Origin of the sequence: Pseudomonas sp. nanlin1 (genome assembly GCF_045571515.1) — a bacterium.
Classification (GTDB): domain Bacteria; phylum Pseudomonadota; class Gammaproteobacteria; order Pseudomonadales; family Pseudomonadaceae; genus Aquipseudomonas.
Window position 1 is genome coordinate 2,804,184 of sequence record NZ_CP124218.1, and the last position, 18,689, is coordinate 2,822,872.

Here is an 18,689-nt window from a genome sequence, read left to right on the forward strand (position 1 = left end):
CCGGGGGGCATAAAGTGAGATGTCATTACATGCTGGCTCTTAAGGTTTTGTCGGATTAGTACCGGTCGAAGCGAAAATCCTTTAGCTCGGGCCCTTTTGAAATAATCCCCTGCACTGTCGTGTTTGCAGGGCGCGGACCAAATTTGTAGAACGGGCTAACGTTGGTTTCGATAACTGTTTTGCCACTCTCGCTGCCAGTTGAGGAGCTTGAAATCCTCCTCACTGAGGCGTTTGAAACTTTGCTCACTGAGGAGCTTGAAACACTCCCCGCTGGGGAGCCTGGAACAACCCCCCCTGCGGGGCCTGCAACACTCGCCCCTGAGGAGCTTGAAACACTCCCGGCTGGTAGGCTCGGAACACGCCCCCCTGAGGGGCCTGGAATACTCCCCGCTGAGGAGCTTGAAACACTCCCCCTTGAGGAGCTTGAAAAACTCCACCCTGAGTCGCTTGAAACACTCCCCCCTCGGGTGCCTGGAGCAAACCGCACCACTGTGCGGCGCCTAAACCCCATGAACTGCTCCGCTTCAGAGAGGTAGTCCGAATCAGTCAGGCTTGGCCGCGGTAGGGCTTGATTCGAACCTCTTGAAGCGGACCCTGGTGCACTCCCCTTAGCCAGCGCCCGCTGACGCGAGCTGGCCCCCGCCATTGCGTATGACGATAACAGCGTTAGGGCGATCCCAGCGTAGAGCAGAGCTTTCGCTTGTTCGGTAGCCCTTGGCTCATCGGTCTCGCTCAACCAGATGCCTCCAGCGGTCGCCATCGCTGTACCCAACAAAAAGGTTGTTGTGGCAACCGCTGAGCCGACGGCGATGGCGAAGCTAAGACCACCCGTCGCGGGTGCTAATATGATGCCGACTGCAACCTTAAGCGCGAGCACTGCCTTGTAGGAGAACAACGCCGAGAGCCCGATCCCCGCCCAAGACTCCGTGGATAAATGCCCTGTCGGGTCCCGATAGCCAATTGGATTACCCAAGCAATACATATAAGCATTGAGCCCGCCACCATCGAAAGGGCTCATGCTGTCAGGGCAGTGGAAGCGCATCAGTTCCGGGTCATAGGCGCGGTAGCCGTTGCCCAATAGGTACCAGCCGGTCGCCAGTTCGCGCTGTTCGCCATTGAAGCCCAGGCTGCACTGGCGGGCTGGGTCGTCAGCGGTTTCGCCATAGGCGCCGAAGGTAGTACGGCGCAGGCCATCGCTGTCCAGCTCGCCGATCACGCTCAAGTTGGCATTGCTCAGCAACAGCAGGGCCTGGCCCGGTTGGCCCGCTTGCACGTATTGCTGGCCGATGGCGCTGTCGCCATTGTACAGGTACCAGGTTTGCCGGCCGGCCTGCTCCGTGTGCTCGACCCGGGTGCCGACGTAGAACCGCAGGACTTCAGGCTGGTCGCCGTGGGTGACGCCGATTAGGCGGTCGTGGCAATCGTAGCGGTAGCGCACCAGGGTTTCTTGGCCATCCGGGCTGCGCACGGCGACCAAGCGGCTGCGTTCGTCGTAGGCCAATTGTCGCCCGTCCAGGTCGACCTGCTGGCGGCCGGCGGCATCGTAGCGTAGCTCCGTACGGGCCGGGTAGGGTGCCAGGCTATGGGTGATGGCCAACAATTGGCAGGGGTCGTCGGCGTTGTATTCATAGCCCGCGATGTCACGCCCACCATGGCTGTAATCGGTTAGGCGAGTGGTCACGTTATCGAAGCTGTCATAGGTGAAGAATTGCCACTTCAGTGCATTGCCATAGCGGTCTTTGGGTAGGTCAGTGCCCGTGGCGGTATAGATTTGCAGGCGGTTACGCTCGTCATAGTCGAAGGTTTCCAGCAGCAGGGTGGTGTCCCCCGCCAGCAGGTGGCGGCGCACCAGCAGGTTGTCACTGCGCCAGGCCTGGCGACACTCAGTGGTCGGGTGCCCGGGCGTGTGGGCCCGGCGCAGGACCTCACGGCCCAGGTCGTCATATTCCAGGTCGGTGGTGAGGGTTTCCTGGCTCGCCTGGTTCAGGCACACGCTCTGGCGCAAACGGCCAAAACCGTCGTAGCTGTACGTGGCTTGCAGCGCCCCTTGCCGCGCGCCGACCAAGCGGCCATGGCGGTCATAGTCATAGACGGTCTGCAAGCCGCCGTGGGTGTTACGGCTGAGCACCCGGCCCAGACGCGAATTGACTTGGTCGTGAGTCCACTGCTGGGCATCGCTGGCGGTGTACACCTCTTGGGCCAGGGCACCATGCTGGTCGTAAGTAAACGCGTAATGGCCCTGGGCATCGGTGGACTGCAGCAACTGGGCGTTGGCGTCATCGTAGGTAAAGCGCTTGACGTGCTGGTTGACCTTAACCTCAATCGGCGCTTCGGTGAGTTGCGGCAGGTAGAGGTAATCGAAGCGCTGTTGGTCCGCGGTCTCAAGCCATTGCGGGCGCATCTGTGAATCTTGGTAATGCAGGGTTTCGGTACGCTGGGCGCAGGTGTTGCTGGTCAGCCGGTCAAGGCTGTCGAAGGTGCGGCGGCCCAGGGTAATAGGCCCGGCGCTGGCGTCTCGCCCGTAGGGATAAACGGCGATGGCCACATTCAGCGCCTCACCGGAATGCTCCGCATAGGTATGCACCACCCTGCTGTAGTCGGGCAGGGTCGAGGTGGCCAGGCGCCCCCAGAAATCGTAAGTGTAGGTGGTGGTCGTCTCAACGTGCGGGGCCGCATCACCCTGGACTATTTCGGTTTCTTCGGTGCATTGGCCTAGGCCATTGTAGTGCCAGAGGTGTTGGGCCAGTGGCGGGAAGGCGGTGACAGGGTCGGCGTCGGCAGCAAACACCAACTGGCGGTCGGGTTTGTCAAAGCGGTTGAGGTAGGTCAGGGTTTGCGCCGACTTGCGCTGTTGTGCGGCGCTGTAGTCCCAGGCCAGCAGGGTGCGCTGGGTCGGCGACTGCACGCTGAAGTGCTCCAGGCCATCGGGGTCGGTGATCTGGCAGGGTTGGCCCCAGTCGTCGTAGCGGGTCAGGGTGGTCAAGGGGTATTGCTGGTCGCCGAGCCAATCATAGTGGGTTTCGCTGACCAGTTGGCCAAGCGCGTCGTAGCTCGCGCTGTAGGTTGGCCGCGGCTGGTTGAGGAACGCCGCGTTGGCCTGGTCGATACAGGTTTCGGCCACAGTGCGATTCAGGCCGTCGAACAGCAGGCGGGTCACCCTGCCTTTGACGTTGGTGTTTTCTTGGTAGGCTTGCTGGCTGTCATCAGTACTGAGCCGGTAACGGAAGGTGATGCTGGCTTCGTGGGGGGTGCCCACAGCGGTAGTCTGGCGCACCATGCGCAACAAACGGTCATAGACGGATTCGACCATTTGCCCTTCGTCGTTCTCCTCCAACAACGCCAGCCCGTGCAGCAACGAGGTTTGCTGGGTGACCTGCTTGGTCTGGGTATCGAAATCGCTGCTCGCCCGTTCCGTGGTAAACAGCACCGTCTGCCCGGTGCGGCCAGGCGCTTTATGGTAGCTGTATTCAATGAAACGGGTGTGCCGGTTTAGGGTCGTGCCCTGGCTTCTTATGCGCCCATATTGCAGCGGATCGGTGCGATCCTGGTGATAGCTGTAGTTGGCTTGGGCCCATTCATGCTCAAGGTTATCCATGCGCTCCAGGGTGCGGGTGCGGGTGAGCACCAGGGGCGCGGGAGTGTCTGCGGCGAACGCTGGCAAGGTCGCATAGCTTTCGCGGGTGACCACAATCGGCGCCGCGCCGTGTTCGGCCGGGGCGGGCCATTGCGTCTCACTGCGCCGGGTGCGGACGAATTGCTACGGGTCGGGCGGGCAATGGCCCACGAGCCCTTCGGCCGGGTACCACTCGTAGGTGGTGCGGCTGCCATCAGCGGCCACGGTTTCGACTAAGTTGCCGTATGGGTCGTAGGCGGACGTTTCCGATTCTTCAAAGTACTCGCCCACCACGCCGTCGACGTACCATCGCCGAGTGACTTTGGCCGGCATCTGGAAGTACGCGGGTTGGGCGCTAAAGGGTAATTGCTCGTCTGCGGCGTAGTCCGTGGCCTGGGTGTAGACGTTCTGACCCTGCTGGGTCACTTCTTCGACCAGCAAGTGAAAGCGGTTATAGGTACGGCTGATGGTGCGCAGCACCGTGCCGGCCTTGGCGTGGGTGGCGCCTTCTTCCACCGTGGAGACGCTGCTGTAGCGGTAGGCCTCTCGCACCCGGTACAGGTTATCCAGGCCATCTTCCTGATAGGAGAGGCCCTGGGCGCCATAGCCGAGAAAGTTGTAGCCGCCGGGGTAGCGGTAACGCGTGAGCACGGCGGGCTGGCCGCCACCCGGGGCGAGCTGATGGCTGGTGACCCGGCGTAGCGGTGGCCGCCCACTGGGGTCACCGGGGAAGCGCAGGTCGCGGTGCTCGCCCGAGTGGTTAAGGGTTTCCACCGCGCCGCTGGGGCCCCTGACATATTGCACATACAGGTGGCCGGGGAGCGTGTCGAAGGTTTCATAGTGGATGTCCCAACCGGCGCCATCGTCGCTCGGTAGCGTTACACGCTCGACCCGCCTGTCACTGCGGCGCAACAGCAACCGATAGGTGGCGGTCTCGGCCTCGCCCGGCCAAAAGGTAAAAGTCAGTTCATCGTTTTGCCGCACGACATCCAGCAACTGCCGGCCCGCTTCGTCAGCCACGGCTTTAAGGATCAATTGGCCTGGAAAGATCTGGTAGCGCAGGGCTAGTTTCCGCCCGTACATCGACTGCAACTCCACCGGCAGTGCGGTGCGCCCCGCCACGTCACCGTCGATCAACTGCAGCAGCTCCACCAGGCCGGATTTATGCACCACCTTGTAAAAGCCTGGGCGGTTTTCGGCACCTGGGGCCCGGCCGAGGTCGTAAAAGTGAAACGTATCGAGTTTTTTCTCGGCAATCTCGGGCTGATAACCGCTGCCGGTCACCTTGAAGGTTTCGCCGGTGCTCAGGGCCAGGATCCGATTGTGTGGGGTGTATTGGCTAAGGTTCAGGTTCCAGCCATGGCCATAGCCACTGTCACGGGTATTGAGCGAGCTGAACGCCAGGCTACATTCCAGGTTGGGCCCGGCCAGATCGTTGCCCATCAAGGTCGGCAGGGTGATCGATAAACCGTACTGGCCAGTGCGCGGGTCCATACTGCCCGCAAAAAAACCCATGAAGGAAAACGCGCTGGAGCTGACGTCGGAAGAGTGTGTCATGGGGTGGCCCTGTTCTGGTCAGAAAGGGCCAGCTTAAGAAGCCTGCCGCGTTTGCCTACCTGGCAGGTCTGCCAGTGTGGTGCGGGGAGTTCAGTGGGGTAGTTTGGGGGTGAGTAATCCTAAGCGACGGAGCAGGGCGATGAATTGGACAGCCGGGTGGAAGAAGGTGGCCATTGGGATGCTGGGTGGGCTGATGCTGCAGGGCTGTCAGCCAGTCGGCAACACGGCAGATGACCGCCCGGGGGTGATTATGATCACCAGAAATGGGGATTCCGCGACGAGTTGCGAGTTTGATTTAGTCACCAGTGTGGCGCGGATACCCGGCTCGTGTGTGCCAAGTACCCATCGGACGTATTGGGTGCAGATTGCAAATAGTCATTCTGCCACTACTCTGAGGTTCGAGGAGATGAACGACTATGGTAAGTGCGAAAACACCGTTTGGGCCATGACTTGGAAAACCATAAAGCAGCCCACTAATGCCCGTGGCATGAGCGTGTTGGGAGCCTTTGATAACGTTGGCGCAAATGAAGTCATCGCCCCCGGCGTGATGCTGACGGGGAAATCATCGATTACCCCTAGAGGCCGTGCCTTCCATTGCATTTACATTACCCGCTCCGACGTGCCGGGCGATGCGGACCTCAAACTTGAAGACTACCCAGTACAGACAGCTCGGAGGGTGAATCCTCGTGCGCCAGGCGATGGGGCCCGACAAGACATCCCGGAAATGCCAGATAACCCGGAACAGCGCGAACATGGGGCCTTGCTGATCCGCAATCGGGACGGCTCCCCCAACTGCACAATCACCATGAAAACCGGTACCTACAACTTGAAGAATATTTCAGGCTGCTCAAACGACGACGCCTATGGCTTTATGATGCAGCGGGGCTGGTCGGCGACCACGCTGACGTTTTTCGATACCCCCTCTTGCGCACCCACAGGAGATCAGAATTTCATCATCGAGATTAAGACAATCAAACAAAGAACCAGTGTATTGAATTTCTACGACTTCAATGAGTTCTACAATGTGCAAAATGGCCACGTAGCAGTTGCCGGAATTCTTCTAGTCTGGAAGTTTCGACGCGGTACAGATCCCATTCAGGGCAAGCTCTCTTGCGTCAAAATCGAGCGTTCCGAGGTTCCCCCCGACGCGCACTTGCCTAAGCCATAGCCAAAAGCAATGCAGCCCATCAGCTTTAGCAATGAGCCCTACGTGGGCTCGTTGTCTATTATCGCTCCCACAGTTTTTCAACCCTGAAGGAGCTTTACCGATGCCTATCATCAACAGCCAGGTCAAACCGTTCAAAGCCACTGCCTATCACCAGGGCAAGTTTGTCGATGTGAGCGAAGCCGACCTGAAAGGCAAGTGGTCCGTAGTGTTCTTCTATCCGGCCGACTTCACCTTCGTTTGCCCGACCGAGCTGGGCGACCTGGCCGACCGTTATGAAGACTTCAAGAAGCTGGGCGTGGAAATCTACGGTGTGTCCACTGACACCCACTTCACCCATAAAGCCTGGCACGACACTTCGGAGACCATCGGCAAAATCCAATACCCGCTGATCGGTGACCCCACCCAGGTGATCTCGCGCAACTTCGACGTGCTGATCGAAGAAGCCGGTATGGCTGACCGTGGCACCTTCGTGATCAACCCTGAAGGCCAGATCAAAATCGTCGAACTGAACGACGGTGGTGTAGGCCGTGACGCCAGCGAGCTGCTGCGCAAAGTCAAAGCTGCCCAGTACGTAGCTGCCCACCCAGGCGAAGTGTGCCCGGCCAAGTGGCAAGAAGGCGAAGCCACCCTGGCGCCATCCCTTGACCTGGTCGGCAAAATCTAAAACCGCCCCCCCGGTAGGAGGGGGGGGCTTGCCCCTGTAGGAGGGGGCTTGCCCCCGAGCTCTTAGACTCGCCCCCCGATCTTTCAAATGCGCCGAAAATCAAAAGATCGAGGGGCAAGACGTCTTAAAGATCAAAAGATCAAAAGATCGGGGGCAAGCCCCCTCCTACACACACACACATAATTTATTTATCTGGAAATCGCCTCGTATGTTGGACGCCAATCTTAAAGCCCAGTTGAAATCGTACCTGGAACGCGTCACCCAGCCGATCGAACTCGTCGCGTCCCTCGACGACGGCGCGAAGTCCCAGGAAATGCTCGGCCTGCTGCGTGACATCGATAGCCTCTCGGACAAGATCACCTTGCTCGACAACGGCACCGATGCGCGTAAGCCCTCATTCAGCATCAACCGCCCTGGAAGCGATATCAGCCTGCGTTTTGCCGGTATCCCCATGGGCCACGAATTCACCTCGTTGGTGCTGGCCCTGCTGCAAGTCGGCGGCCATCCCTCGAAAGCCAGCGCCGAAGTGATCGAGCAGATCGCCGGGCTGAAAGGCGAATTCAACTTTGAAACCTATTTTTCGCTGTCGTGCCAAAATTGCCCGGACGTGGTCCAGGCCCTGAACCTGATGGCGGTCTTGAACCCCAACATCCGCCATGTGGCCATCGACGGCGCCTTGTTCCAGGCCGAAGTGGAAAGCCGGCAGATCATGGCGGTGCCCAGCGTTTACCTGAATGGCGAAAACTTTGGCCAGGGCCGCATGGGCCTGGAAGAAATTCTCGCCAAGATCGACACCAGCGCGGGTGACCGCCAAGCCGAAAAGCTCAACGCCAAGGCCGCCTTCGACGTATTGGTAGTGGGTGGCGGGCCGGCAGGTTCTTCCGCTGCTATTTATGCGGCGCGTAAAGGGATTCGTACTGGAGTCGCCGCCGAGCGATTCGGTGGTCAGGTGCTGGACACCATGGCTATCGAAAACTTCATCTCGGTACAGGAAACCGAAGGGCCCAAGCTGGCCACGGCGCTGGAAGAACACGTTAAGCAGTACGAAGTAGACATCATGAACCTGCAACGTGCCGAAAAGCTCATTCCCGGCAAAGATGGCCAACTGCATGAAGTGCAATTCGCCAGCGGTGCTTCGCTCAAAGCCAAGACGGTCATTATCGCCACCGGCGCGCGCTGGCGGGAAATGAACGTGCCGGGCGAGCAGCAGTATCGCAACCGCGGTGTCGCCTATTGCCCGCACTGTGACGGCCCTTTGTTCAAAGGCAAGCGTGTGGCCGTGATTGGTGGCGGTAACTCAGGCGTAGAAGCGGCCATCGACCTGGCCGGTATTGTCGCCCACGTGACGCTGATCGAATTCGACAGCCAGTTGCGCGCCGATGCGGTGTTACAGCGCAAATTGCACAGTTTGCCGAACGTTAAGGTCATCACCCAGGCGTTGACCACCGAAGTAACCGGTGACGGGCAGAAGGTCAATGGCTTGCGCTATAAAGATCGGCAGACCAGCGAAGAACACACGGTCGATTTGGAAGGCATCTTCGTGCAGATCGGCCTGTTGCCTAACACCGATTGGCTCAAGGGCACAATCGAGCTGTCGAACCGCGGCGAGATCATGATCGATGCTCGCGGCGAAACCGACCTGCCAGGTATTTTTGCGGCCGGTGACGTTACTACCGTGCCGTACAAGCAGATCGTGATTGCGGTGGGCGAGGGTGCTAAGGCTTCGTTGGCGGCGTTTGATCATTTGATTCGTACGTCTGCGCCGGCTTGATAATAGTTGGGTGCGGTAAAAGCTCGGGGGCAAGCCCCCTCCTACGGGCGTACGTTGCCGGTAGGAGGGGGCTCGCCCCCGAGCTGTTATGGCTTTACAAAGCCGTCGGCTGAATAATCTCGACCCAGTACCCATCCGGGTCTTTGATGAAGGCAATGCTCTTCATCCGCCCATCGCTCAGACGTTTTTGAAACGGCACATTGAGTGCCTCAAAGCGTTCGCACGCCGCCTTGATATCAGGCACCGACACGCAAATATGACCGAACCCGCGCGGGTCGCTGTTGCCGTCGTGGTAGGCAAACTCGGCATCGGTCTCGGTGCCATGGTTGTGGGTTAGCTCAAGAATGCCCGGGATCGACTTCATCCATTGGGTGCGGGCTTGGTCATCTTCGGGAATCTGCTGTTTATCCACCAGGGCCAAAAAGTACAAACTGAATTCGGCTTCGGCAAAGTCGCGTTTTTCCACCAGGCTAAAACCTAGTACACGGGTGTAGAAGTCCAGCGAGCGGGTAGCGTCTTTAACCCGTAACATGGTGTGGTTGAACACGAAGTTATGGGTGGCGGCATCGGCCTGGGCGGTAACGCCGGGCAGGTTGTTCAAGGCTTGCAAGCTCATGCTAACTCCATCGTTGAATAATCTGGCTCGTCGGTTTGAAACCATCGAGGCGCCAGAGTTCGTATCGGATGATGGATGATACGCAAGTCTTATAAGCGCTAAAAGTGTAAGAGGGTTTTTCGCGGGCAATAAGAAGCCCGCCGAAGCGGGCATTGGGGCGCTATTCCTTTAGCGGCCTCCATGGTGGAACAGGCGGTGTGAAAATCCTGTGAAAACCTCGCAATGAGGATCCATTCAGGGGCGCAGCCAGCCCTCGACGGTGTCAGCGCCGTGTTCCTGCTTCCAGGCCTTGAGGCCACGATGGTTGCCACCCTTGGTTTCAATCAGCTCACCGGTGTGGGGGTTTTCGTACACCTTGACCACTCGCGCCCGGCGCTGCTTGGGCGCTGCCGGTGCGGCTGGGCGGCGGCTGTAGGCGGCTGGGTCGAGGATCGCAACTACGTCACGCAGGCCCTTGCTGTAGGACTTCATTAGGTCCAGCAGTTTTTCTTCGAACTCAATTTCCTTTTTCAAACCCGAGTCGTTTTTCATCGACTCCAACTGGGCAAGTTGTTCTTTGAGGGCCTTTTCGGCCGCCCGGTATTCGGCGAGTCTGGACATATGGAGCACCCCTTTAATAATGTTGGCGAGCGGTCGGGTAGCAAAATTGCCACGGCCCTTCATTTAAGTCCCCAGGGCCGCGCAGCAAGTTCCCGAGTGCACGAATAATGCACTTTTTTTGGCTTAAAGGCAGCCAGCCGCCCAACATTAATTACCCGCCGTGGGTTTAACCCCATTCAATTAACCCGTTCGACGACCCCCACCCAGCGACGATAAGTTAGGTAAGCCTGCTCGTAGGCCATGGCGCGAGTGGCATCGGGCCGTTGCAGGCGGCTTGCATCCAGGTGCACGCAGCGCTCGCACAACTGCGCCAGTGTGCCCACCCCGTTGCACCAGGCCGCCTGGATGGCTGCGCCCAATGCGGCCGCTTCGGCTTGCTCGGGGCAGGTGACCGGGGTATTCATGACGTCGGCGACCATCTGCCGCCATACCGGGCTGTTGGCGCCGCCGCCCACTAGGCGAATGCTGTCGCTGCGCACGCCACTGGCGCGTAGCAGGTCTAGACCGTAGCGTAGGCCGAAGGTCGTGCCTTCCATCACCGCCCGGCATAGGTTGGCGGCGCTCATGTTACTGGCGGTCAGGCCGTGCAGGCTGCCGTTGGCCAGGGGCAGGGCGGGCACCCGTTCGCCACTGAGGAACGGCAGCATGCATACGCCTTCGGCACCAATCGGGGCGCTTTGCACAGCACTGTTGAAGGCCGCCAGGTCCAACCCCAGGAACTGGCGCACGGCCGTAGTGGCGTTGGTCAGGTTCATGGTGCAAATCAACGGCAGCCAACCGCCAGTAGACGAGCAGAACGTTGCCACGCTGGCGTGTTCGCTGACTCGCGGCTGATCGCTGTAGGCATATAAGGTGCCGGATGAGCCGAGGCTCATGGTCAAAATACCCGGCTCGATGTTGGCGGTGCCGATGGCCCCCAGCATGTTGTCGCCGCCGCCGCTGGCCACCTGTACGTTGGGGTTAAGCCCAAGGCGCTGGGCGATCTCTGGGAGCAATCTGCCGACCGGCTGATCGGCCTCGATCAGCTCGGGTAGGGCCTGCGCCAGCCGGCCCGTGGGGTCGATTTCAGCCAGCAACGCCAGGTCCCATTGGCGGGTGCGCACGTTGAAATAACCGGTGCCGGAGGCGTCGCCATATTCGCTACAACAGCGCCCGGTAAGCCAATAGTTGAGGTAGTCGTGGGGCAGCAGAATATGGGCAATGCGGGCGAACAGCTCGGGGTGGTGCTCGCGTGTCCAGAGCAGCTTGGACACCGTATAGCCGGGCGCGATGGCCAGGCCCAGGCGCTGCAGTGAGCCGCGTTCGCCGCCCAGGTGATCCAGCAGGCGCTGGTTTTGCGGGCTGGATTCGGTGTCGCACCACAGCTTGGCCGGGCGCAGCACGCTCCCGCCGGCATCCAGCAGAACCAGGCCATGTTGCTGGCCCGAAACGCCCATGGCGACGATCTCCCGGCCGTCGATGCCGGCGTTGGCCAAGGCTTGGGCGGTGGCCGCCTGCAGTGCCACCTGCCATTGTTCCACGGCCTGCTCGCGCCGCCCATTGGCTTCACTGATCAGGCTATGGGGCGCCGCGCCGATGCCCAATACGCGACCGCCGTGGGCGTCAAGGACCAGCGCCTTGGTGCCCTGGGTGCCGCAATCGATACCAAGGTACATGGGCGTGACCTCTATTTGTCCAGCAGGCGTTGAAGGGTGCCGTGTACGCCGTACCTGCGCAGGTTCGCCAGGTTGTTTTCGAACGCGGCGACGAATGCAGCGGACTGGGGAATCGCCTTGCCGAAAATCTCCTCTACGCCCAGCAAGCGCTCGGTCAGGGTGCTGTCATCAGCCACCAGCCCCTGGCAGAACGCGGCCCGTGGGTCGGGGATGTCGTAGTTCGCGCCACGCTCATCGACGCCCTTGAGGTACAGCGCCCAGGCCGCTACCACCAACGCCGCGCGCTCGAGGTCGGCGCTGTCGGCGATCAGCCGGTTGATAGTGGGCACGGTGAACTTGGGGAATTTCGACGAGCCGTCGGAACACACGCGCTCCAGTTGGTCAGCGATGGCCTGGTTGGAGAAGCGTTCGATCAAGGTGTCTTTATAGCCCTCAAGGTCAATGCCCGGCACCGAGGCCAGTTGCGGCGTGACGTCGTAGTCCATATACGCGCGGATATAGCGAACGAACAAAGGGTCATTCATGGTCTCGTGAACGAAACGATAACCGTGCAGGAAGCCCAGGTAGGTCAAGGCCAGGTGGCTGCCGTTGAGCAGCTTGATCTTCATTTCTTCGTAGGGGGTGACGTCGTCGGTAAACTGCACGCCGACTTGCTCCCAGGCGGGCCGCCCGGCGTTGAATTTGTCTTCCAGCACCCATTGCACGAAGGGTTCGCAGACCACCGGCCAGGCGTCTTCAACGCCGTGGCGCTCCAGCAGTTGCTGGCGGTGGACCTTACTGGTCATGGGCGTGATGCGGTCGACCATGGCGTTGGGGAAGCTCACGTGCTGGTCGATCCAGCTGGCCAGGTCAGCGTCCAGCTGCTCAGCGAAGGCCAGCAGCGCCTTGCGCGCGACTTGGCCGTTATGCGGCAGGTTATCACAGGACATCAGGGTGAACGCCGGGGTGCCGGCGGCGCGGCGGCGGGCCAGGGCGGCGCAGAGAAAACCGAACACGGTGTGCGGTGCATCGGGGTGCGTCAGATCATGTTGGATCTGCGGCAGGTGCGCCATGAACTCGCCGGTGCTGTCATCGATGCAGTAGCCGCCCTCGGTGATGGTCAGCGAGACAATACGCACCGCAGGTTCGGCCAGCTTGGCGATCAGCGCGGTGGCGCTGTCTTCGGCCAAGAGCATGTCGCTGATGGCGGCAATCACCCGCACTTCGGTGTCCGGGGTGTCAGCCAGTTCCACCAAGGTGTACAGGTAATCCTGGGCGGCGAGGGCGTCGCGCACACCGCGGTCCTCGGCCCGCAGGCCAGCCCCGCAAATGGCCCATTCCTTGGCCAGGCCCTGGTTCAGCAAGCGATCGGTGTAGAACGCCTGGTGCGCGCGGTGGAAGCCGCCGACGCCGATGTGGACGATGCCATGCTGCAACTGATCACGCTGATATGCCGGCCGCTGGATTGCGCCGGGCAGTTGGTCGAGGTGTTGGCGATTGAGCTTCATAAGGCGGGTCTCAAGTCAGGCGGCGGCGCGCAGTGGTTTGGCCACGGCCAGGCCGGCGGCGTCGAAAAGGTGGCAATGCTCGGCGTCCAGGTGCAGGCTCAGGCGTTCGCCGTATTGGCTGGCCAGGTCGCCGCGGATACGCAACGTAAGGGGCTCGCCGGCGTCGGTGCGCACATGGCAGAAGGTGTCGCTGCCCAAGCGTTCGCTGACGTCAGCGATGACGCTGAGCTGGCACTGGCCCGGTTGCGCCAGGTCCATGTGCTCCGGGCGGATGCCCAGGGTCACTGGGCTGCCGACGGTAAGATTTGGCCCGACCCGTGGCAGGCGAATACGCGTGCCGGCATCGAGTTCCACCTCGCACCCGGCGCTGTCGACGGCGGCTACCTTGCCCGCCAGGAAGCCCATTTTTGGCGTGCCTAGAAAGCCGGCCACGAACAGGTTGGCGGGGGCGTGGTACAGCTCCAACGGCGAACCCACCTGCTCGACCCGGCCGCCGTTAAGCACCACCACTTTGTCAGCCAGGGTCATGGCTTCGACCTGGTCGTGGGTGACGTAGATCATGGTGGCTTGCAGCTCTTTGTGCAGGCGCGACAACTCCAGGCGCATCTGCACTCGCAGCGCGGCGTCGAGGTTAGACAGCGGCTCGTCGAATAAAAAGATTTTTGGGTTGCGCACGATGGCGCGGCCAATTGCGACCCGCTGGCGCTGACCGCCCGACAACTGCTTGGGCTTGCGCTCCAGCAAGGGTTCCAGTTCGAGAATGCGTGCCGCTTCGCTGACCTTTTTCTCCACCAGGGCTTTGTCCTGCCCGGCCAGGTCCAGGGCAAAGGACATGTTCTTGCGCACGCTCATGTGCGGGTACAGGGCGTAGGTCTGGAACACCATGGCCAGGTCGCGTTTGGCCGGGCTGACCTGGGTGATATCGCGGCCGTCGAGCTCGATGCTACCTTCGGTCACTTCCTCAAGGCCGGCGATCAGGCGCAGCAGCGTGGACTTGCCGCACCCCGAGGGGCCCACGAACACCACGAACTCGCGGTCGTGGACGTCCAGATCGATGCCTTTGATGATGGACAGACCTTCAAAGCCTTTCTGCAGGTTTCTTATTTTCAATGTGGCCATGGGAAGCTCCAATCAGTCAGTTATTTCACCGCACCAAACGACAGGCCGCGTACCAGCTGCTTCTGGCTAATCCAGCCGAAGATCAGAATGGGCGCGCAGGCCAGCGTGGAAACGGCCGATAATTTTGCCCAGAACAGGCCTTCGGGGCTGGAATAGGAGGCGATCAAGGCGGTCAGCGGCGCGGCTTGCGAACTGGTCAGGTTGAGCGACCAGAACGCCTCGTTCCAGCACAGGATCAGCGACAGCAATACGGTCGAGGCCAAGCCGCCTTTGCTGATGGGCAGCAGCACCCGCAGCATCTCTTGGGCCAGGGTGGCACCGTCCAGCCGCGCGGCTTCGAGGATGTCCCGGGGGATGTCTTTGAAGTAGGTGTAAACCATCCACACCACGATGGGCAGGTTGATCAGGGTGTAGATGACGATCAGCGCCACGCGGGTATCGAGCAGGCCCGCGCCTTTGGCCAACAGGTAGATCGGCATCAGCACGCCCACCGGCGGCAGCATCTTGGTGGAGAGCATCCACAACAGGGTGCGCTTGGTCCGGTGGGTCTCGTAGAACGCCATGGAGTAGGCCGCCGGCACCGCGATGAGCATGCACAGCGCCGTGGCACTGAAGGAAACCACCACCGAGTTCCAGGCAAAGTGCAGGTAGTCACTACGCTCCTGAATGTGCAGGTAGTTTTCCAGGGTCGGCATGAAAATAAACTGCGGTGGAGTAGCGAAGGCGTCGATCTCGGTCTTGAGGCTGGTCAGCACCATCCAGAAGATCGGGAAAAACAGCACCAGGGCGATGGCCCAGGCCAGGCAACCGAGCACCACGCTTTGCAGACGACGGGTTTGTTGTAAGGTCATGGCAGGCGCCTCAGTTTTTATCGGTGAGGTTTTTGCCGATCATCCTGACGAGGATAATGGCGGCGATATTGGCGATCACCACGGCAATCAAGCCGCCGGCGGAGGCCATGCCCACATCGAACTGCACCAGTGCCTGGTTGTAGATCAGGTACGCCAGGTTGGTCGAGGCGAAGCCCGGGCCACCGTTGGTGGTGGTGAAAATCTCGGCGAATACCGACAGCAGGAAGATGGTCTCGATCATCACCACCACGGCGATGGGGCGCGCCAGGTGCGGCAGGGTCAAGTGCCAGAAAATCGCGATGGCGCCAGCCCCGTCCAGGCGTGCGGCTTCTTTCTGTTCCTGGTCCAGGGACTGCATGGCGGTCATCAAGAGCAAAATCGCAAAGGGCAACCACTGCCAGGACACAATGATAATGATCGACAGCAGCGGGTAGTTCGCCAGCCAATCCACCGGTTGAGCGCCGAAGGCTCGCCACAGCGCGGCAAGGATGCCGGACACCGGGTGGAAGATCAGGTTTTTGAAGATCAGCGCGCCCACCGTGGGCATGATAAAAAAGGGCGAGATCAACAACACCCGCACGATACCGCGGCCAAAGAATTCGCTGGCTTCCAGCAGCGCGGAGATGAGCACGCCCAACACCACGCTAATCAATAAGACGCTGCCCACTAACAGCAAGGTATTGCTGGCGCCGGGCAGAAAGCCGGCATCGGTGATGAAGTAGCTGAAATTCTCCAGGCCGACGAATTCGTTTTCGCCGGGGTAGAGCAGGTTGTAGCGGATCAGTGAGAAATACAGGGTCATGCCCAGGGGCACGATCATCCAAAGGAGCAACAGGCCCACCGAGGGTGACACCAAAAACCAGCCAGGGCTTCGCTGCAGGCGCCTTGCCGGGCGCGTGGTAGTGCTCATAGAAATGTCCTTAGCTCAGGGGCAGGCGGGTGGCGCTGAGCCCCGATCTTTTCGGCCTGCAGGGTTGAAAAGACCGGGGTGTACGGGCTGGCTACTTCGGATAGCCCGCGCGCTTCATCTCGCGCTCGGTGGCAGTCTGTGCGGCCGCCAATGCCGCATCGACGCTGGCCTGGCCGGTGAGCGCACCGGAGAAGATCTTGCCGACCGAGGTACCGACCGCTTGGAACTCGGGGATGGTGACCAACTGAATGCCCACATACGGTACTGGGTCTTGGGTCGGGTGTTTAGGGTCGGCGACTTTCAGTGATTCCAGGGTGATCTTGGCGAACGGCGCCGCTTTCATATAAGCATCGCTGTAGGTGGACTTGCGCGTGCCTGGCGGTACGTTAGCCACGCCATCCTTCTGCGCGACCAGTGCGGCGTAGTCCTTGGAGGTGGCCCAGGCAGTGAACGCCTTGGCCGCTGGCTTGGTTTTGGAGCTGGTGGGAATGGCCAGGGACCAGGAGTACAACCAGGCCGAGCCTTTCTCGGTGACCTGATGAGGGGCGAAGGTGAAACCGACGCTGTCCGCCACCTTGCTCTGGCTCTTGTCGGTGACGAACGAGCCGGCCACGCTGGCGTCGACCCACATGGCGCACTTGCCGCTGTTGAACAGGGCGAGGTTTTCGTTGAAACCGTTGCTGGTCGCGCCCGGTGGGCCGTATTTCTTCATGGTCTCCACGTAGAAGCCCAGGGCTTTTTTCCACGCGTCGGTATTGAATTGCGGCTGCCATTTTTCATCGAACCAGCGCCCACCGTAACTGTTGGCGATGGTGGTGATTAGGGCCATGTTCTCGCCCCAGCCGGCTTTGCCGCGCAGGCAGATGCCGTATTGGCCTTGCTCGGGCTTGTTCAGCTTGCCAGCGAATTCGGCCATCTGCTCCCAGGTTGGGCGCTCGGGCATGCTCAGGCCAGCGGCTTTGAACAAGTCGGTGCGGTAGTAGGTCATGGAGCTTTCGGCGTAGAACGGCAGGGCGTAGAGTTTGCCGTTGGCGGAAAGGCCTTCGCGCACGGACGGGAACACATCGTCCAGGTCGTAGCTGGCGGGCAGGTCGGTCATCGGCTCTAGCCAACCCTTGGCACCCCACAGTGCGGCTTCGTACATGCCGATGGTGAGCACGTCGAACTGCCCACCTTGGGTGGCGATGTCGGTGGTCAGGCGCTGACGCAGGACGTTTTCTTCAAGCACGACCCAATTGAGCTTGATGTCCGGATGCTGCTCTTCAAACGCTTTAGACAAGCGTTGCATACGGATCATGTCGCTGTTGTTGACGGTGGCGATGGTCAGCGTGTCGGCAGCCAGAACACTGGCACTTTGCGGCAGGCAGGCGGCCAGGGCCATGGCGCAAAAGAGTCTTTTCGCGGGAAATTGCATCGTGCTCTCCTCTTCGGTCCCAAGGGCCCGAAGTTGTGGTTTTTGTTTTTTTTGGCTTCCTGGAAGCGAGGAAGCAGCTAGGCATGATTACAGACCTGAATGCCCGCCAGGACAAATCCTTTGAGGCACGTTAACCGATACTATTTTGCAGTGGGTAAGAACCCGGCAGTGCTTAGGGCGGGCTGTCTAGAGCGGTTGCCACCGATCGGGGTAGTTGAGAGAGTACCGGTTGTTAAGATCAAAAGATCGGGGGCAAGCCCCCTCCTACCTATGCGCGCACGCCAGTAGGAGGGGGCTTGCCCCCGATCTTTTCCGATCTTTTCAGGCCCGATTCTGCTCAGTCAAACGCTGCATAACCAAGCGCCGATAGTGGGAAGGGGTCATGCCTTTGAGCTGCTGAAAGCGCCGATTGAAGTTGGAAATATTGTTGAAGCCTGACTCGAAACACACATCCGTCACCGGCTTGTCGCCCTGGGCGAGCAACTCGCAAGACTTGCTAATGCGCAGCCGATTGACGAACTCGACAAAGCAGCGCCCCGTCGCCTGTTTGAATATACGGGAAAAATAAGTGGGCTTCATGCCGAGGAATTCGGCCACTTCTTCCAGCGGCAGCTCCCGCGCGTAGTGGCTGAAGATGTAATCGACCGCACGGTTGGTGCGGTCGGCACTGTGCTCATCGGCCACTGGCGCTGCGCGGGTGCCCGACAGCAGTTGATAGTCGTCGCAAGCGGCCAGCCGTTCCATGAGGATAAGAAAGTGCCCCAGGCGCGCGATGCCCCGGGTATCGGCGATCAGCTGCATGAGGGTGGCCGCTTCGGCGATAGTGTCACGGCAGCGGAATTCGATGCCATGGGCGGCGCGGTCGAGCAAAGGGCCGAGGCTTTTCAGTTCGCTGAAGACCGACTGGGCGCTGTCGAACAGCTCGTCGGTAAAGTTGACCAACATGTCGCGTTTGTCGACCACTTCACCTTCGGCCAGTTGGCTGATCCAGTTGTGCGGCAAGTGCGGACCGGTGAGAAACAGGCTGCCGGGGTTGAAGTTGCCAATATAGTCACCGACAAACACCTTGCCGCTGCTCGCCACCAGCAGGTGCAGCTCGTACTCCTTATGGAAATGCCAGCGCACCAGTGGGCACGGAAAACCGTGTTGCCGGTAGATGATCGACAGACCGTCATGGTCGTCCATCAACTCATAGGAAGGGTCGTGAGTGCGGGCTGCTCGCGTCATGGTCAGGTCTGGGTGGCGGACATTCTTCGCAGAATAG

At 60.3% G+C, this 18,689-nt stretch carries 14 protein-coding genes; 3 read left to right on the top strand and 11 right to left on the bottom strand.

The window, feature by feature from the left end; genetic code table 11:
• Nucleotides 1-55: 55 nt before the first annotated feature.
• The gene (locus QCL65_RS13050; RefSeq protein ID WP_407309220.1) at nt 56-3,688 is read right to left on the bottom strand and encodes an RHS repeat-associated core domain-containing protein; all 3,633 of its coding nucleotides are present in this window, start codon (nt 3,686-3,688) and stop codon (nt 56-58) included.
• Nucleotides 3,689-3,757: 69 nt separating this feature from the next.
• Nucleotides 3,758-5,170 carry a hypothetical protein gene (locus tag QCL65_RS13055; protein ID WP_407309222.1) on the bottom strand — a complete coding sequence of 471 codons (1,413 nt, stop codon included), beginning with the start codon at nt 5,168-5,170 and terminating at the stop codon, nt 3,758-3,760.
• Between the two features lie 139 nt (nt 5,171-5,309).
• On the opposite strand from QCL65_RS13055, the gene QCL65_RS13060 reads away from it, so the two are divergent.
• The 3 genes from QCL65_RS13060 (at nt 5,310) to ahpF (ending at nt 8,773) form a co-directional block, all read left to right on the top strand.
• Nucleotides 5,310-6,338 carry a hypothetical protein gene (locus QCL65_RS13060; protein ID WP_407309224.1) on the top strand — a complete coding sequence of 343 codons (1,029 nt, stop codon included), beginning with the start codon at nt 5,310-5,312 and terminating at the stop codon, nt 6,336-6,338.
• A gap of 100 nt (nt 6,339-6,438) precedes the next feature.
• Entirely contained in the window at nt 6,439-7,002 is a 564-nt protein-coding gene (gene ahpC, locus QCL65_RS13065; protein ID WP_407309226.1) for an alkyl hydroperoxide reductase subunit C, read from the top strand.
• 208 nt (nt 7,003-7,210) lie between these two features.
• Entirely contained in the window at nt 7,211-8,773 is a 1,563-nt protein-coding gene (ahpF, locus tag QCL65_RS13070) for an alkyl hydroperoxide reductase subunit F (protein ID WP_407309228.1), read from the top strand.
• Between the two features lie 94 nt (nt 8,774-8,867).
• Here the strand turns inward: ahpF and gloA are convergent, their stop codons facing one another.
• The 9 genes from gloA to QCL65_RS13115 form a co-directional block, all read right to left on the bottom strand.
• Nucleotides 8,868-9,389 (bottom strand): lactoylglutathione lyase, encoded by a 522-nt coding sequence (gene gloA / locus QCL65_RS13075; protein ID WP_407309230.1) that lies wholly within the window; start codon nt 9,387-9,389, stop codon nt 8,868-8,870.
• 234 nt (nt 9,390-9,623) lie between these two features.
• Nucleotides 9,624-9,989: a histone-like nucleoid-structuring protein, MvaT/MvaU family gene (locus QCL65_RS13080; protein WP_407309232.1), complete on the bottom strand. Its 366-nt coding sequence runs from the start codon at nt 9,987-9,989 to the stop codon at nt 9,624-9,626.
• Nucleotides 9,990-10,165: 176 nt separating this feature from the next.
• On the bottom strand, nt 10,166-11,644 hold the full coding sequence (xylB, locus tag QCL65_RS13085) for a xylulokinase (RefSeq protein ID WP_407309234.1): 1,479 nt from the start codon (nt 11,642-11,644) through the stop codon (nt 10,166-10,168).
• Nucleotides 11,645-11,655: 11 nt separating this feature from the next.
• A complete protein-coding gene (locus tag QCL65_RS13090) occupies nt 11,656-13,131 on the bottom strand; it encodes a mannitol dehydrogenase family protein (protein ID WP_407309236.1) in 1,476 nt (491 codons plus the stop codon).
• A 15-nt stretch (nt 13,132-13,146) separates the two neighbouring features.
• Nucleotides 13,147-14,250, bottom strand: coding sequence for an ABC transporter ATP-binding protein (locus QCL65_RS13095; protein ID WP_407309238.1), 1,104 nt, complete (start codon nt 14,248-14,250; stop codon nt 13,147-13,149).
• A 20-nt stretch (nt 14,251-14,270) separates the two neighbouring features.
• Complete coding sequence (locus tag QCL65_RS13100) at nt 14,271-15,101, bottom strand: carbohydrate ABC transporter permease (protein ID WP_407309240.1); 831 nt, start codon at nt 15,099-15,101, stop codon at nt 14,271-14,273.
• Between the two features lie 10 nt (nt 15,102-15,111).
• Nucleotides 15,112-16,011, bottom strand: a complete 900-nt coding sequence (locus QCL65_RS13105; protein WP_407309242.1) for a carbohydrate ABC transporter permease — start codon at nt 16,009-16,011, stop codon at nt 15,112-15,114.
• Between the two features lie 91 nt (nt 16,012-16,102).
• On the bottom strand, nt 16,103-17,392 hold the full coding sequence (locus tag QCL65_RS13110; RefSeq protein WP_407316834.1) for an ABC transporter substrate-binding protein: 1,290 nt from the start codon (nt 17,390-17,392) through the stop codon (nt 16,103-16,105).
• A gap of 354 nt (nt 17,393-17,746) precedes the next feature.
• A complete protein-coding gene (locus QCL65_RS13115; RefSeq protein WP_407309245.1) occupies nt 17,747-18,652 on the bottom strand; it encodes an AraC family transcriptional regulator in 906 nt (301 codons plus the stop codon).
• Nucleotides 18,653-18,689 lie beyond the last annotated feature (37 nt).

What these genes read in the sequence shown, in the direction of transcription:
- QCL65_RS13055 (WP_407309222.1), bottom strand. Translation starts at nt 5,170, where the DNA reads ATGACACACTCTTCCGACGTCAGCTCCAGCGCGTTTTCCTTCATGGGT.
- QCL65_RS13060 (WP_407309224.1), top strand. Translation starts at nt 5,310, where the DNA reads ATGAATTGGACAGCCGGGTGGAAGAAGGTGGCCATTGGGATGCTGGGT.
- ahpC (WP_407309226.1), top strand. Translation starts at nt 6,439, where the DNA reads ATGCCTATCATCAACAGCCAGGTCAAACCGTTCAAAGCCACTGCCTAT.
- ahpF (WP_407309228.1), top strand. Translation starts at nt 7,211, where the DNA reads ATGTTGGACGCCAATCTTAAAGCCCAGTTGAAATCGTACCTGGAACGC.
- gloA (WP_407309230.1), bottom strand. Translation starts at nt 9,389, where the DNA reads ATGAGCTTGCAAGCCTTGAACAACCTGCCCGGCGTTACCGCCCAGGCC.
- QCL65_RS13080 (WP_407309232.1), bottom strand. Translation starts at nt 9,989, where the DNA reads ATGTCCAGACTCGCCGAATACCGGGCGGCCGAAAAGGCCCTCAAAGAA.
- xylB (WP_407309234.1), bottom strand. Translation starts at nt 11,644, where the DNA reads ATGTACCTTGGTATCGATTGCGGCACCCAGGGCACCAAGGCGCTGGTC.
- QCL65_RS13090 (WP_407309236.1), bottom strand. Translation starts at nt 13,131, where the DNA reads ATGAAGCTCAATCGCCAACACCTCGACCAACTGCCCGGCGCAATCCAG.
- QCL65_RS13095 (WP_407309238.1), bottom strand. Translation starts at nt 14,250, where the DNA reads ATGGCCACATTGAAAATAAGAAACCTGCAGAAAGGCTTTGAAGGTCTG.
- QCL65_RS13100 (WP_407309240.1), bottom strand. Translation starts at nt 15,101, where the DNA reads ATGACCTTACAACAAACCCGTCGTCTGCAAAGCGTGGTGCTCGGTTGC.
- QCL65_RS13105 (WP_407309242.1), bottom strand. Translation starts at nt 16,011, where the DNA reads ATGAGCACTACCACGCGCCCGGCAAGGCGCCTGCAGCGAAGCCCTGGC.
- QCL65_RS13110 (WP_407316834.1), bottom strand. Translation starts at nt 17,392, where the DNA reads ATGGCCCTGGCCGCCTGCCTGCCGCAAAGTGCCAGTGTTCTGGCTGCC.
- QCL65_RS13115 (WP_407309245.1), bottom strand. Translation starts at nt 18,652, where the DNA reads ATGACGCGAGCAGCCCGCACTCACGACCCTTCCTATGAGTTGATGGAC.